Genomic DNA, 15,436 nt, shown 5'->3' with positions numbered 1-15,436 from the left:
GAGTGGCAATGCAGGCGGATAAGACAGGATTTTTGCCAGCAGCCACGAATACTATAGGAAAACAAGGGGAAACCGGCATAGCAAAGAGAGGCTTATCATGAATTGGCTCGAGGATTGCAAAGAGGCGCTGACCGCAATGGCAGAGCTATATGTGTTCGTACAGATTATCGATTTCAAAGCGGATAAGATTTATTCCATAAAGGCGAATCGCGAGGTGGATGCCGTCCTGCAGGCGGACATGCCGCTGCAGGATAGGCTGGCGCGTTTGATGGCTAAGGCGACCGTGCGCGGGCAGCATCAGCCGGTGGAAAGTTTCATCGATTTGCAGACATTGCCGCAGCGCATGTGCGGCAACAAGCGGCTGTCACTGTCTTGCTATTGCGCGGAACACGGCTGGGGACGCGGGGATTTTATCCGCATGGGCGATGCAGATCCCCTCACGCGGGTGATTTTCGCGCTGGAGGACATCAACAGCCAAAAGGAGCATGAAGGGCTGATGCAGCAGACCGTGGATCTTTTGGCGGAAAGCTACAGTGCCATCTACTATGCCAACCTTTTGGATCAGTCGGTGCAGCCTGTCCGCATGAACGAGGTCGCGCAGTGGGTGGTGAGCCGTCAGAAGGAGAAGCTGTCGCCGCGCTCCTTGATGAAGACGTATATCGATTCTTTTATCCATCCCGACGATGCCGCCGATATGATGCGGCTTATCGATCTTGACTATCTGCAGGAACGGCTCAAAACCGAACCGTGCATCTTTCACGTATATCGCACGCATACGCAGGGGGTCGATACGTATTACCGCATGAAAATCATGAAGCTGGCCGAGCGGCAGATCCTTGTCTGCGCGTTTGAGAATATCGACCAGGAAGTCAAGGGGAAAATCAAGCTGGCGCAGGAACAGGAACGCTACAATATGCTGATCAACGGCCTGTCGCGTGAGTACAGCTCGGTATGGTATATCGATGCGGCGCTCGATACCGTGTCGCTGGTGCGCAGCAATGCCAACTCCCAGACCACGAAGGCGGTCCTCGCAAGCGTCAAGGATGTCAGCTATGAAAAGGTCATCCGCGCATATATCGATACGTTTGTCGTGCCTGAAGACCGCGAGCGGTTGTACCAGCAGACCAGCATCGCGGAGCTTTTGCGGCAGATTCCTGACGATGATGTCTACCGCATCGATTATGCGCGGCAGAACCTTGATGGGCAGCAGTGCCACTTCCAGGCCTGCTATGCGCGCGATATAAATGCCACGGGAAGCCAGTGCTTCATCGCGGGCTTCCGTGATGTGCAGTCGATGTTCATGGCCGAGCAGCGCAAGCAGAAGGAACTGGCCGAGGCGCGCCGCGTCGCTGAGGCCGCCAATGCTTCGAAGACGAACTTCCTGTTCAATATGAGCCATGATATCCGCACGCCGATGAATGCCATCATGGGCTTTCGCGACCTGCTCGAGAAATATCAGGACGATCCTGCGCGCCGCAAGCGCTATCTGGATAAGATCAAGGAGGCCAGCAAGGTACTGCTATCCATCATCAACAATGTGCTGGAGATGGCGCGCATCGAAAAGGGCAAGCTGGCCTTGGAGGAGGCGGCCTATAATGTCCATGAATTCGCGGCGAGCCTCTATGTGGTCCTTGAGGATATGATGCAGGCCCGGAAGATCACGGTCACGTATGAGCTTAAAGTCGAACATCCTTGTTTGTATGGCGATACGACGAAGTTGCGGGAGATATATCTAAATATCCTCTCCAATGCCTGCAAATATACGGAGCCGGGCGGCAGTGTTACGGTGGTCTGTGAAGAACTGCCGGCGGCAAAGCCCGGCTGGGGCCTATTCCGCTCGACGATTACCGATACGGGCATCGGTATGGCGGCGGATTTCCTGCCGCATGTATTCGACGAGTTTTCGCGTGAGAACAACACGACGAGCACCAAGATCGAGGGCACAGGCCTTGGCATGTCTATCGTAAAGCGGCTCGTGGCCTTGATGGATGGCACCATCGAAATGCAGAGCGAGAAGGGCGTGGGCACGACCTGCATCGTCAGCATCCCGCATCGCTTTGCTGCGGCCGCCGAAATATCCGGTGAGCAGATACCGGCCGCGGCGGTCAGCTCACTTAAAGGCGTGCGCATCCTGCTGGCCGAGGATAATGAAATCAATGCGGAAATCACGATGACCATTCTGCAGGAAGCGGGAATCCTCATCGAGCATGCTGTGGATGGCAGGATTTGCGTGGATATGCTGCGGGAGGCGCCGGACGCTTATTATGACTTGATACTCATGGATGTCCAGATGCCAAATCTCAATGGCTATGAGGCGGCGCGGCAAATCCGCGCGCTGCCCGATGCGGCCAAGGCCGGCATTCCCATCCTGGCCATGACGGCCAATGCCTTTGAGGAGGACAGGCAGGAGGCGCTAAAAGCCGGCATGAATGGCCATTTGGCCAAGCCCATCGAGACGAAATTCCTGCTGCAGACGCTGGCGGATCTCTTTCACGCGGAGTCTTCAATCGGCGGGGACTGAGCTGCCGTCCGATTTGACAGACGGCAAGGCTTGTGATAGCCTAAAAAAGATGGACGGTATTCCGCATAGGAAACTGTACTGCAAGCCTTGGATTTGCGCCTGGGAACGGCGCAGTGCATCACCGAAAGAGGTGATGAGTATGAAGATTGGTTTTATCGGAGCCGGCAAGGTCGGCTTTTCGTTAGGGAAGTATTTCCACGAGCAGGGATTTGCGCTCGCAGGCTATTACAGCCGGACGTTTCAGTCTGCCGCGGAGGCAGCAGTATTTACGGCATCAGACGCTTACGGGAATCGAAGCGAGCTGGTCAAAGCTAGTGATGTGCTGTTCCTGACTGTTCCCGATGGGGCCATTGCCGCAGCCTATGCGGCAGTGTGCCAGCAGCCAATCCAAGGAAAGATCATTTGTCATTGCAGCGGGGCGCTGACGGCTGCGTCAGCCTTTCCCGATATCGAGCAGCGCGGAGCCGCAGGTTTCGCCGTTCATCCGCTGGTTGCGGTCAGCAGTCGCAAGACTTCTTACCGTGAGCTGGCGGATGTTTTTTTTACGCTTGAGGGGACGGCGGCCAGATTTGCAGAGATGCAGGCATGGCTTACGCGTGCCGGCCTGCATGTGCAGCCAATCGCTGCGGCGGCCAAGGCTAAGTACCACTGTGCGGCCGCGATTGCGAGCAATCAGGTGGCAGCGCTCTTTGCGCAAAGCCAGCAGCTGCTCGAAGACTGCGGCTTTACGCCTGAGAATGCGCGGGCGGCACTTGGCCCGCTGTTTCTCGGTAATGCGCGCCATGTGGCTGAAGCTGGCCCGGTGGCGGCACTTACCGGCCCCGTGGAGCGCGCTGACCTGGGCACGGTGGAAAAGCATTTAAAAACGCTGCCTGCTGATGATGACAGATTGCTGTACCTGCTGCTGTCGGCGCGCTTGCTGCGCATCGCCAGACAGAAGCATCCTGCGCGTGCTTACCAGTCCATCCAGACGTTTATCGATGCGGAGACCGCAAGGCTCCGACAGAAAGGATGATTTCCATGAAGAACACCGTAGCAACTTTTGCCAAGATGAAGGCGCAGGGCGAGAAAATCTCGATGCTGACCTGTTACGATTATTCGACGGCCAAGCTCGAGGAGGCGGCGGGCATCAATGCCGTGCTGGTCGGCGATTCGCTCGGCAATGTCATGCTCGGGCTTCCCGATACGCTCTCAGTCACGATGGAGGATATGATTACCTTTGGCCGTGCCGTAGCACGCGGCTGCCATGATACGATGGTCGTCATCGACATGCCGTTCATGTCGTATCAGGTCTCGATCGAGCAGGCCGTGATGAATGCAGGCCGCCTGATGAAAGAGGGCCGCGGCAATGCCGTAAAGCTTGAGGGCGGCGCCACAGTCTGCCCGCAGATCAAGGCTATCACGTCGGCGGGCATCCCGGTCATGGCCCATCTGGGCATGACGCCGCAGTCGGTCAATGCGTTTGGCGGCAACCGCGTGCAGGGCAAGAGCGAGGAGGCTGCCCGGCAGATGATTGAAGATGCATTGGCCGTACAGGCAGCTGGTGCCTTTGCCGTGGTGCTCGAATGCGTGCCGGCAAAGCTTGCGGCATTGATTACCGCAAAACTTGATATTCCGACGATCGGCATTGGCGCTGGCGAGGGCTGCGACGGGCAGATTCTCGTCTATCAGGATATGCTGGGCCTGTTCAGCGACTACACGCCGAAGTTCGTCAAGCATTTTGCCGAGCTTGGCGAGAAGATGCAGGCCGCGTTCAAGGCCTATGATGATGAGGTCAAGGCGGGGACATTCCCCGATGCGGCCCACTCGTTCAAGATTGACGATGATGTCATGGAGCGCTTGTATTGACAGCAAGGCGCATGGCGTGAAGGTACCGCCCGCCAGGGGTTGCCCCTGGCGGGCTTTTGTTGTCCTATTGACTATTCGGCGGGGGCAGTGTTTAATATAGCAGGGGGGATTTATTTGGAAAAGAATCTTACGACCGGCAGTGTCCTGCGGAATATTTTCCTTTTTGCACTGCCGTTTTTCTTTTCATACTTCCTGCAGACGCTCTATGGCATGGCAGATCTGTTCATCATCGGCCAGTTCGAGGGAGCGGCCAGCATCACGGCCGTGGCCATCGGCAGCCAGGTCATGCATATGCTCACGGTCATGATCGTGGGGCTGGCGATGGGCACGACGGTCTGCATTGCGCAGGCTGTCGGTGCGCGCGACGGGGCGCGCCGTGCGGCAGTCATCGGCAATACGGCCGTCTTGTTCTTGTGCGTGTCGGTGCTGCTGGCGGCAGGCTGCCTGCTGCTGACCGGTCAGATCGCGGCGTGGATGAAGACGCCTGCGGCGGCCGTAGCCGATACGGAAGCATACCTGGGGGTGTGCTTCCTGGGCATACCGCTGATCACGGCCTACAATATCATCAGCGCGGTTTTTCGCGGGCTTGGGGATTCGCGCCGCCCGCTGTATTTCGTGGCCATAGCCTGCGGTGCCAATATCGTGCTCGACTATCTGTTCATGGGGCCGCTGCATCTGGGGCCTGTGGGCGCGGCCCTGGGCACGACGCTTTCCCAGGCCGTCAGCGTGGTGGTGGCCCTTATCTATATGCGCCGCACCCGGGCCGTGGAAATTGACCGGTCCGCCTGGCGGCCTGAATGGCAGGTCCTTGGCAGCATCCTGCGCATCGGCGTGCCCGTAGCCTTGCAGGATGGCTTTATCCAGATTTCGTTCCTCGTTATCACGGTTATCGCCAATATGCGCGGGCTCACCGATGCGGCGGCAGTCGGCATCGTCGAGAAGTTCATCAGCTTCGTGTTCCTCGTGCCCTCGGCGATGCTGGCGACGGTATCGGCTCTGGGCGCACAGAATATTGGGGCGGGGAAGAGCGCGCGGGCGCGGCAGACCCTCTGGTATGCCCTCGTCATCTGTGCGGTCTTTGGTGTGGCAGTATCTGCGGTCACACAGTTCACGGCCGCGGCGGTCGTCGGCTGGTTCACGCTGGATGCGGCGGTCATCACCGCTGGTGCGGCTTACCTGCAGGGCTATATCTTCGATTGCATTTTTGCCGGCCTGCATTTTGCGTTCAGCGGGTACTTCTGCGCTTGCGGCCGCTCGGAATTTTCGTTCCTGCATAATGTCATCGCCATTGTCACAGCGCGGATACCGCTGGCGTATCTCGCCTCGGTCTGGTATCCGGACACCCTGCTGCCGATGGGCCTGGCAACCTGCCTGGGCTCGGTGGTATCGGTGGTCATCTGCGTGGCCGTCTACCGCTGGCTGCAGGCCCGGAGCTTGCGCCTGCATACGGGGCTTTCATAGAAGGAAGGTATATATGGTAAAAGAAATCATACACGATGAATTTTTCTTGCAGCAGAAATCGGCCAAGGCCGTCAAAGAGGATATCGCGGTGGCGCAGGATTTGCTCGACACCCTGGCGGCGCATCGCGAACACTGCGTGGGGCTGGCGGCCAATATGATCGGCGTAGCCAAGTGCATCATCGCCGTGAATACGGGGGCAGGGAATCTTGCGCTGCTCAATCCCGAGATCGTCAAGCATTCGGCCAAAACCTATAAGACGACCGAAGGCTGCCTGTCCCTTTCGGGCGAGCGCGAGACGGAGCGCTATGAGACCATCGAGGTCAAATACCGCGATATGGCCTTTGCCAAACAGCGGCAGAAGTTCTCGGGCTTTACAGCGCAGATCATCCAGCATGAAATCGATCACTGTCAGGGCATCCTGATTTAAGCAGCACTAGACAAAAGAGAGAAGGATATATTATGAAGGCAATGGTACTAAGCAGCGGCGGCGTGGATTCGACGACGGCATTGGGGCTGGCCATCAAGAAGCATGGCCGCGAAAATGTCATCGCCCTGTCGCTGTCCTATGGGCAGAAACACGAAAAGGAAATCGAGGCGGCCAAGAAGGTGGCCGCGCACTATGGCATCGAGCAGCTGTTTTTGGACCTCAGCAAGATTTTCCAGTACAGCAACTGCTCGCTCTTGAAGCAGTCGGACGAGGAAATCCCCGAGGAAAGCTATGCCGAGCAAATCAAGGAGACGAATGGCAAGACGCCGGTCAGCACCTATGTGCCATTCCGCAATGGCCTGTTCCTGTCGACGGCAGCCAGCATCGCGCTGAGCAAGGGCTGCGGCATCATCTACTACGGCGCCCATGCTGACGATGCTGCCGGCTTTGCCTATCCCGACTGCTCGCCGGTATTCAACGAGGCGATGAACAAGGCCATCTGGGAAGGCTCGGGCCATCAGCTGAAAATCGAAGCACCGTTCGTGAACATCAACAAGGCCGAAGTCGTGAAGATCGGTCTGGAACTTGGCGTACCCTATGAGCTGACCTGGTCATGCTACAAAGGCGGCGACAAGCCCTGCGGCAAATGCGGCACCTGCATCGACCGCGCGGCCGCCTTCCGCAAAAACGGCGTTGCCGATCCGGCTATCGGCTAAAGAGATTTATGTTTAGCTAGGGAAATAATCCTGTGTCCACCGCATTGGAAAAAATCTGATGGGGTGGACATTTTTTTTATAAGTTGGCATGGTTTTTGCACTCTATTAGCTTGAAAACCAAAAAAGGAGTTGATAGAAGTGTATGAAGTTTTGACGATGGGAGAACCGATGGGGTTATTGGCTGCTGAAGAGGAAAAACAGCTCAAGGATGTGTCGCGATTTACGCGATATATTTGCGGAGCTGAGGTGAATTTTTGCATTGGCCTGGCTCGCCTTGGCCATATCCCTGCTTACGTATCGCGCATTGGCAAGGATCCTTTTGGCCAGCACATTCGCGAGTATCTGGGGGATAGTGGCATTGCCGAAGATTATCTTTGGACCGATGACACGTATCTGACGGGAATGCAGTTGAAGGCGAAGAATGCCAAAGGTGATCCCGAGGTTATCAACTATCGGCATGATACCGCATTTGCGCATTTCAAGCCGGAAGATTTAGCGAAAATCAATTGGGACGGGGTACGTCATGTGCATCTGACAGGAATTCCTGCAGCGTTGTCGATGAATTGCCTTACGGCAACGGAGCTGTTGATGGGGATGGCCCATGCAAGGAATGTGCGGATTTCGTTCGATCCGAATCTGCGGCCGGCATTATGGCCGGATAAAGCTGAGATGGTGACCATCATCAATTCGTTGGCACAAAATGCCGATATGGTCCTGCCAGGGATAAACGAAGGCGATATCCTTACGGGGTCGCGTCAGCCAGAAAAGATTGCCGATTTCTATCTTGAACGAGGCGTCAAGACTGTCGTAGTGAAACTAGGGGCAGAAGGCGCTTATGTGAAGACAGCCCATGAGAAAGGTTTTGTCGTACCTGGTTATCCTGTCAAGAAGGTCGTTGATACGGTCGGAGCAGGCGATGGCTTTGCCGTTGGCGTCGTGAGCGCACTGCTGGAGGATGAGCCGCTTTTTGATGCGGTGCAGCGTGGGGCCGCAATTGGAGCACTGGCGGTTATGTCAGCTGGAGATAACGAAGGCCTTCCTGATCGGGAAACCTTGACAGAGTATATGCGAAAATTACATTGAGAAAAGAGGCTGGATCATGGATAGATATGATAAAATTGAAACGATGCAGAAAATTAGCAATCAGGGGATAATAGCAGTTGTGCGCGGACAAACGCTCGAAGAAGGGCTTAAGATAGCTGATGCCTGTATTGCTGGAGGTGTAAAGGTGATTGAAATGACGTTTACGACTCCCTTGGCGCACGAGGCAATAGCTAAGCTTCAAAAAAAATATCAAAAAGATGAAGAGGTCATCATTGGTGCGGGAACCGTTCTTGAGGCAACCACGGCACGGCTGGCTATATTAGCAGGTGCAAGATTCATTGTGTCACCTGCGTTTGATGAAGAAACGATCCGTTTGTGCAATCTTTACCGGGTGGTATCTTGTCCGGGCGTAATGACACCTGGAGAGGCTGCGAAGGCATTAGCGGCAGGCGCTGATATTATAAAGATTTTTCCTGGCGATATCGTCGGGCCCAAAATCATCAAGGATATTCATGGACCCTTGCCACAGGCAATGCTTATGCCTTCGGGTGGTGTAGCCGTCGATAATGTTGCCGATTGGTTGAGAGCTGGCTGTGTAGCTGTATCTGCTGGTGGAAGTCTTACTAAAACTGCCAAAAGCGGCGATTATGCTGGTGTTACAGCCATGGCCCAGAAATTTATCGAGGCTGTTCGCAGGGCGAAAAATGAGCTGCACAAACAATTTCATATTCGAACAGCATGAAATACAAACATGAAATATAAATGTCAAAGCTAAAGAAATAATATAAAAAACGAGACAATACACTGTAAAATCACGGGAAAATAAAAGAATTTAAAGTTGGCATGCTATATGCATTTAGTAATGGATGTAAGACGAAAAAAGTCGAGATGTCAATGGCAGAGGAGGGGTTGGATATTGCAGGAAATTATCGATACACATAATCATCTTTGGCAATACGAAGACAACGATTTTTTTTCCTGGATTCAGGAAGGCATGGATGTTTTACGGCAGGATTTCTCAATCAATCAGTTAGAACAAACCTTGCAGGCAAATGGCGTGGCTGGGTCATTACTGGTGCATGCTGTAGCAAGGCTTGATGAGTCAAAGGTTTTGCTGGCTTTGGCTGAGAAACATAACATGGTTCGCGGTGTGGTAGGCTGGTGTGATATCGTTGCAGGTGCGGAAACGGTAAAGGCACAGATACAGGAACTCCGTGCTTGTGGCAACAAGCTCAAGGGAATCCGCTATCTTTCGCAAGGTCTTCCCCCAGAGCACTTGCTAAGCGATTCGTTTGTGGAAGGCGTGCGTGAGGTCGGACGGGCAGGGCTGGTTTATGAACTGCTTGTTACAACAGAGCAGCTTGACGCAGCGGCAGAGCTCGTAAAGCAAGCGGAAGAGACAAATTTCATCTTGGAGCATATTGCAAAACCTCCCATCAAAGCACGGGAAATACATCCTTGGGCCGAGAAAATAAACGGCTTAGCAGCTTCACCACGTGTGGCTTGCAAGATTTCCGGAATGGTTACCGAGGCCGATTGGCAGCAATGGAAACCTGCAGATTTTGTGCCATATCTGGATACCGTTTATGAAGCGTTTGGGCAGGAACGACTGATCTTTGGCTCGGATTGGCCGATGCTACTAGTGGCAACTGATTATGGTGGGGTCAAGGGAATTATCACAGCTTGGGTAGCAACACATAAAGAAATTGATTCAGATAAGATATTTGCTGACAATGCCCGCCGGATTTATCATCTGGATTGACTGAATGAAATAGGAGGAATGTGTATTATGATTACGATGAACAAAATCAAGCGCGTAGATCTGAAGGTGCCTTCATTGATTTTGGGGTGCTCAGGTATGGCGAATATGTATCATCGGATGACGAATGCCGAGGCAATTGGGATTGCGGAAGGTGCCATTGAACTTGGCTATCGCGGCTTTGATGTTGCTCCTCATTACGGCGCAAGTTTGGCGGAAATCCGCCTGGGACTGGCATTGCGCAGCTTAGAGCGCGATGACTTCGTCCTTTCGACGAAGGTAGGACGGCTGCTATACCCACGGCAAGAAGAAGGCTTACAGAATGGCAATGAATTTTATGATGAGAATCCGATGAATCGAGTCTTCGATTATTCTTATGATGGTATCATGCGTTCGTATGAAGATTCGATTCGACGCTTGGGGACACGTCGCATTGATATTCTCTATGTTCACGATATTGGTACCTATGCACATGGCAAGACTCCGGAGGAGCGTCAGCATTTCAAGACGCTTTGTGATTCGGGATTCAAAGCACTCGAAGAGCTGCGGAAAAACGGGCAGATCAAGGCATTTGGCATTGGCGCAAATGAAGTGGATATCATGGTCGAGGCCATGGATTATGCGGATATGGATATCATGCTGGTCGCTCAGCGCTATAATCTTTTGGAGACACATCATGAAGAATTCTTCCAGAAATGTGAGCAGCGTAATGTATCGGTAGCGGTAGCGGCACCGTATGCATCGGGGGTCCTGGTGAAGAAAAGCATTACCGAGGGTCATTACGAATATGGCAGTGTGCCGAAGGAAATCTTCGATCGTGTCATGGAAATCCGCAAGGTTTGTGATGAATATGATGTTCCCATTGGCGCGGCTGCTTTGCAGTATCCGCTGCGCAATAAAAATGTAGTAGCGGTTGTCTGCGGAGCTACTTCGCAAAAACAAGCAGCGAGCAATTGGGAATGGGCGCAGACAGATATTCCTGAAGGGTTATGGAAAGCGCTTTCCGATATCGGTATCAACTGACAATGAGCTTTCATGCTTTGCTAGGATGACGAAAAGGAGAGATATGATATGTCAAAAAAATGGAATCAGCTTCCCAATGGTTATTTGACGAGTACTCCGTTCTTGCAGTTTGTCCTCATGACGATGCTTTTCCCTCTGTGGAGTGTCGCAAATGCTTTGAATGATGTTTTGATTACACAGTTTAAGTCTATTTTTGAATTGAGCAATTTTGCCAGTGCCTTTGTCCAAAGTGCATTCTTTGGTGGCTATTTTGTCATGGCTATTCCCGCCGCGCTCGTCATGAAGAAGAAATCCTATGTATCGGCTATCCTTTGTGGTTTGGCCTTCTACATTGTCGGTTGTCTGTTGTTCTTCCCGGCATCGCATATGGCAACCTATACGATGTTCCTCGTAGCAATCTTTGCTATTGCCCTTGGCTTGAGTTTTCTGGAAACTTCGGCTAACACTTATGCGACGATGATTGGACCGGAGAAGACATCGACTTTTCGTATCAATTTAAGTCAGACTTTTACACCGATTGGCAATATTTGCGGCATCCTTCTCGGTAAGTTCTTGATTTTCCAGGAAGGTGAAAGCCTTTCTAGCAAGATGGCTGCTATGTCGCCAGATCAGATTGCTGCCTTCCGTCTCGAAATGCTGCAGCATACGTTAGTTCCCTATAAATATATTGTCCTGATTCTTGTCGCATTGTTCCTCGCCTTTGTATTTATCAAATTCCCGTCCTGTAAACCGCAGGTCAAGGAAACGGCAGAAGCAGTCAAGAATAAAGTCAACCTGCTCTCGATGAAAACGGCAAAATTCATGATGGGGGTACAGCGTTTCCGTCGCAGCTTGCTCGCAATGTTCCTCTATAATGGTATGCAGGCAGCTGTTTGGTCGTTTACGATTCGTCTGGCACTTTCCTTAGATGGTTCAATGAATGAGCGCGTGGCAGCAAATTACATGATTGCCAGCTTTATCGTGTTCTTCCTGGGCCGTGTCGTGGCAAGTACGCTGCTGACGAAGATGTCGGCCAATAAACTTCTGTTCATCTATTCGGTATTGGGCTGCCTCTGTCTGGCTTATGTCGCTGGTGTCAACGACTTCTCGGTCATGTATCCAGTAATTCTGGTCAGTGCTTTCATGGGTCCGGTTTATCCGACAATTTACGATACGGGACTTAAGACTGTACCGGCAGAGTATCGTGAATCAGCAGCTGCTGCGATGGTCATGTCAATTGTCGGTGGTGCTATGATGCCGCCAATCCTTGGGCTGGTAGCCGATGCTACAGGTATCCTTCATGTGGGTTATGTCATTCCATTCCTTTGCTTTGTCGTGATTTCCTGGTTCTTCTACACAGAACTGCATATTGAAAATGAGAAACATGAAACGGAGCTGAAGGAAGTACATCAGCTGTAAGCAGAGAAGGAATAGGTGATTGGCTATGTTACTTGGTATGGAAGGTAAAAAATAGCAGGTGTTTATAATTCTGTGATTTTCTGGCAAAAGGCAGCACACTGATGAGGTGTCTGCCTTTTTGCTGTGTTTATGATGTGTTAGAATAAGAAATGGATCAATTTTTCCGATAGTATAAAGCAAAGGAGTTCTGGTACCATGTCTCTGATTTTGTTCGTTGCACCAACCTTAGCCATCGATAAGAAGGCAAAAAGTATTATCAAACAGCGGAATTTGGATATAGATGTCATTTATTCACAGGATGCCAAGGTAATCATGGATGTAGCGCCTTTTACAGAGACACAGATTATCATTGCCCGTGGTGGTATGGCCAAAACATTGGAGGCACAGGGCAAACATACTATTGTGCATATTGGGGCAGCGTTCCATGATGTCATGCAAGCCATTGAGGAACTGGTGCAAAAAGGCTGCCGTCGGATTGCGGTAGTTATGCGCAGCAATATCATTCACGATGTACGGAGGCATTTCCGGTTAGGAGATATTTATGTGGAAGTTATTCCCTGTGACAGCCGCGAGGAAATCAATGCAACGATTGAACGGCTGGCTGCTGAACAAAGTGTAGACGGAATTGCAGGCTGCAATATTGCAGCGGCCTATGCATCAGAATGTGGCTTTCGTCATACACTGATTGATTCAAGCCGTGAGGCAATAAGCAGTGCGATTGATGAGGCGCAGCTTATCCTGAAGAACAAAGAACAGCAGACGCTGCGCTTGCAACAAGTCGATGCAGTCATCCAGAATATAACCGAAGGTGTTGTTGTCCTGAGTGAGGAGGGCGAACCGGTTTTTTCCAATCGGTTGAGCCATAAAGTCTTTGGCGAGAATTTTGCGGCATGGAAAGATGAAGTACTGCCAAGACTCCAGGGAACGAATGGCGAACAGATTCTCGAAGTCGGCAAGACGAAAATCCTTTGTCATAGGATTCCCTTGCTGGTCAATCAAAGGACGCAGCGTCAAATCGTGATTTTCCAGGAAGTAGAACACATTGAAAAAAATGCGCGCACGGTACGGTCATCGCTATATCAAAAAGGCCTTTATGCGAAAATGCATTTTTCCGATATCATGACGTATGCGGATACGATGCAGCGGACTATTCAGCTGGCAGAGCGATTTGCGCGTACCGATGCGAATGTCTTGATACTGGGGGAGACAGGTACCGGTAAAGAGGGAATGGCGCAAAGTATCCATAATGCGAGCCGCCGGGCAGATAAGCCGTTTGTCTCTGTGAACTGTGCCTCGATTCCGCCGAACCTGATGGAAAGCGAGTTCTTTGGCTATGTGGATGGTGCTTTTACAGGCGCTCGTAAATCGGGGAAAAAGGGCTTGTTTGAATTGGCTCACCAAGGTACGATTTTTCTGGATGAGATTGGTGAATTGCCGCTTGATATCCAGGGCAGATTATTGCGTGTCCTGCAGGAGCATGAAATACGCCGTATCGGTGATGAACGGATATTGCCGCTCGATATTCGCATTATCTGTGCAACAAACCGCGATTTGGTGAAGATGGTGCAGGAAGGGACGTTCCGCGAGGATCTCTACTACCGCATCAATGTATTGCGTTTGACACTGCCACCGTTAAGAGAGCGTCATGGCGACGCAATACCGTTGCTTGACTACTATTATCGTGCCTTTACCGATGGCCGTTCCTGGGAGAAAGCAGTAACGCCAAAAGCCAGAGAGTTACTGAAACGCTATGATTGGCCAGGCAATATCCGTGAGTTACGGAATGTGGCTGAGGTTTTGTCCTGCTATGACGATATGCTCGTAGATGAATCACAGATGCAAGCTTTTTTGTCTGGTGCGTTAAGGCAGGAGGATACGGATAAGCCGGATCAAGAATCGATTATCTTGCCATTGAAGACGACTTTGCCCGAGGCGGAGCGTGAGATCATCCGGCAGTTGTTGTTGCGTTACTCACCAGAGGAGGTATGCGCACAGCTAGGAATCAGCCGTGTGACTTTGTGGCGGAAAGCCAAGCCAAAGGAATAAGACAAAAACTTAATCGTATGCATTTCAAAAATGAAACAAATCTGTTCAGAACAAGCGTAAAAGGAAGAAACTCTTCTGTTTTACGCTTGTTTTTTCTTGGCACGAAAAATGCATATCTTTAGGGTAGTGATATTTAGAAAGGATGATCAGTGATGAAAGCAATTCGTATCAATGAGCCTGGTAACGTTGAATTATTTGATATGCCGATGCCTGTGCGCAAGCCAGGTGAAGCCCTGCTGAAAATCTTGTATGGTGGCATCTGCGGCAGCGATCTTGGCACCTATCGGGGGACCTTTGCCTATGCTGGCTACCCGCGTATTCCCGGTCATGAGTTTTCCGCACAGATTGTAGAAATCGATGCGAATGACCGTGGCTTGGAAAAAGGCATGATCGTTACCTGCAATCCCTATTTCAATTGTGGAACATGTTATTCTTGTGAGCGGGGGTTAGTGAATTGCTGTGAACATAATGAAACCATGGGAGCACAGCGTGATGGGGCCTTTCGGGAATACATTACGATGCCTGTAGAACGCATTTATGATGGTCAAGGATTATCTCCGCGGCAACTAGCACTGATTGAGCCTTTCTGCATCAGCTATCATGGTGTAAGCCGGGCAAATATCCAGCCGGGAGAAAAGGTACTGATTGTCGGTGCAGGTACGATTGGCGTGCTGGCAGCGGCAGCAGCACGAGCTGCTGGAGCAGAGGTATATATTTCTGATATCGCTGATAAGAAACTCGACTATGCAGTAGAGAGGTTTGGACTGGCGGGAAAAATCCTCAACGATTCGCCTGAGCATTTTCATGAGGCTGTAGCGAAAATCACTAACGGTAATGGTTTTGATGTAACGATTGAGGCTGTGGGGTTGCCGGCAACATTTTTGCTCTGTATTGATGCAGCGGCTTTTGGCGCTCGTGTTGTCCAGATTGGTGTGGGCAAGAAGAATGCAGATTTTGATTTCACGTTGTTGCAGAAGAAAGAACTTAATGTGTATGGCTCACGCAATGCGTTGCAGAAGGATTTTCTCGCATTGATTGATTTGGTCAAAGCAGGTAAGGCCGATATAGAACGCGTTGTGACGAATGAATATGAATTTGCTGATGCCCCTAAAGCCTTTCAGGAGTTTTCGGAGCAGGCAGCATCAATGCTCAAAGTCGTTATTCATTTTGCTGACCCTGAATAAGAAGGAGGG

The 15,436-nt window shown here is 51.6% G+C and carries 13 protein-coding genes; all 13 read left to right on the top strand.

Annotated features, from left to right (window positions below):
* Positions 1-97: 97 nt before the first annotated feature.
* The 13 genes from BM322_RS01480 to BM322_RS01420 all read left to right on the top strand — a co-directional run bounded on the left by BM322_RS01480 (position 98) and on the right by BM322_RS01420 (position 15,427).
* Positions 98-2,521 (top strand): ATP-binding protein, encoded by a 2,424-nt coding sequence (locus tag BM322_RS01480; RefSeq protein WP_318254488.1) that lies wholly within the window; start codon positions 98-100, stop codon positions 2,519-2,521.
* Positions 2,522-2,660: 139 nt separating this feature from the next.
* Positions 2,661-3,536, top strand: coding sequence for a Rossmann-like and DUF2520 domain-containing protein (locus BM322_RS01475; protein ID WP_075428131.1), 876 nt, complete (start codon positions 2,661-2,663; stop codon positions 3,534-3,536).
* Positions 3,537-3,541: 5 nt separating this feature from the next.
* On the top strand, positions 3,542-4,369 hold the full coding sequence (gene panB, locus BM322_RS01470) for a 3-methyl-2-oxobutanoate hydroxymethyltransferase (RefSeq protein ID WP_075428130.1): 828 nt from the start codon (positions 3,542-3,544) through the stop codon (positions 4,367-4,369).
* A gap of 114 nt (positions 4,370-4,483) precedes the next feature.
* A complete protein-coding gene (locus BM322_RS01465) occupies positions 4,484-5,830 on the top strand; it encodes an MATE family efflux transporter (RefSeq protein WP_075428129.1) in 1,347 nt (448 codons plus the stop codon).
* A 13-nt stretch (positions 5,831-5,843) separates the two neighbouring features.
* The gene (locus BM322_RS01460; RefSeq protein ID WP_075428128.1) at positions 5,844-6,257 is read left to right on the top strand and encodes a peptide deformylase; all 414 of its coding nucleotides are present in this window, start codon (positions 5,844-5,846) and stop codon (positions 6,255-6,257) included.
* A gap of 32 nt (positions 6,258-6,289) precedes the next feature.
* Positions 6,290-6,973, top strand: a complete 684-nt coding sequence (gene queC, locus BM322_RS01455) for a 7-cyano-7-deazaguanine synthase QueC (protein WP_075428127.1) — start codon at positions 6,290-6,292, stop codon at positions 6,971-6,973.
* Between the two features lie 138 nt (positions 6,974-7,111).
* A complete protein-coding gene (locus BM322_RS01450) occupies positions 7,112-8,056 on the top strand; it encodes a sugar kinase (protein ID WP_075428126.1) in 945 nt (314 codons plus the stop codon).
* 16 nt (positions 8,057-8,072) lie between these two features.
* Positions 8,073-8,759, top strand: a complete 687-nt coding sequence (locus BM322_RS01445) for a bifunctional 2-keto-4-hydroxyglutarate aldolase/2-keto-3-deoxy-6-phosphogluconate aldolase (RefSeq protein WP_075428125.1) — start codon at positions 8,073-8,075, stop codon at positions 8,757-8,759.
* Between the two features lie 174 nt (positions 8,760-8,933).
* Positions 8,934-9,779, top strand: a complete 846-nt coding sequence (locus tag BM322_RS01440; protein WP_173372106.1) for an amidohydrolase — start codon at positions 8,934-8,936, stop codon at positions 9,777-9,779.
* A 27-nt stretch (positions 9,780-9,806) separates the two neighbouring features.
* Positions 9,807-10,799: an aldo/keto reductase gene (locus BM322_RS01435; RefSeq protein ID WP_075428124.1), complete on the top strand. Its 993-nt coding sequence runs from the start codon at positions 9,807-9,809 to the stop codon at positions 10,797-10,799.
* 48 nt (positions 10,800-10,847) lie between these two features.
* Entirely contained in the window at positions 10,848-12,197 is a 1,350-nt protein-coding gene (gene fucP, locus BM322_RS01430) for an L-fucose:H+ symporter permease (RefSeq protein WP_075428123.1), read from the top strand.
* A gap of 195 nt (positions 12,198-12,392) precedes the next feature.
* Complete coding sequence (locus BM322_RS01425) at positions 12,393-14,243, top strand: sigma 54-interacting transcriptional regulator (protein WP_075428122.1); 1,851 nt, start codon at positions 12,393-12,395, stop codon at positions 14,241-14,243.
* Positions 14,244-14,395: 152 nt separating this feature from the next.
* Positions 14,396-15,427: a zinc-binding alcohol dehydrogenase family protein gene (locus BM322_RS01420; protein WP_075428121.1), complete on the top strand. Its 1,032-nt coding sequence runs from the start codon at positions 14,396-14,398 to the stop codon at positions 15,425-15,427.
* The last annotated feature ends 9 nt before the right edge of the window (positions 15,428-15,436 follow it).

It is taken from the genome of Selenomonas sp. GACV-9, from assembly GCA_900116485.1.
In the GTDB taxonomy this organism is placed as follows: Bacteria; Bacillota; Negativicutes; order Selenomonadales; family Selenomonadaceae; genus Selenomonas_A; species Selenomonas_A ruminantium_G.
Note: the sequence above shows the minus strand (reverse complement) of the source record. Positions and strands in the feature narration are given on the sequence as shown.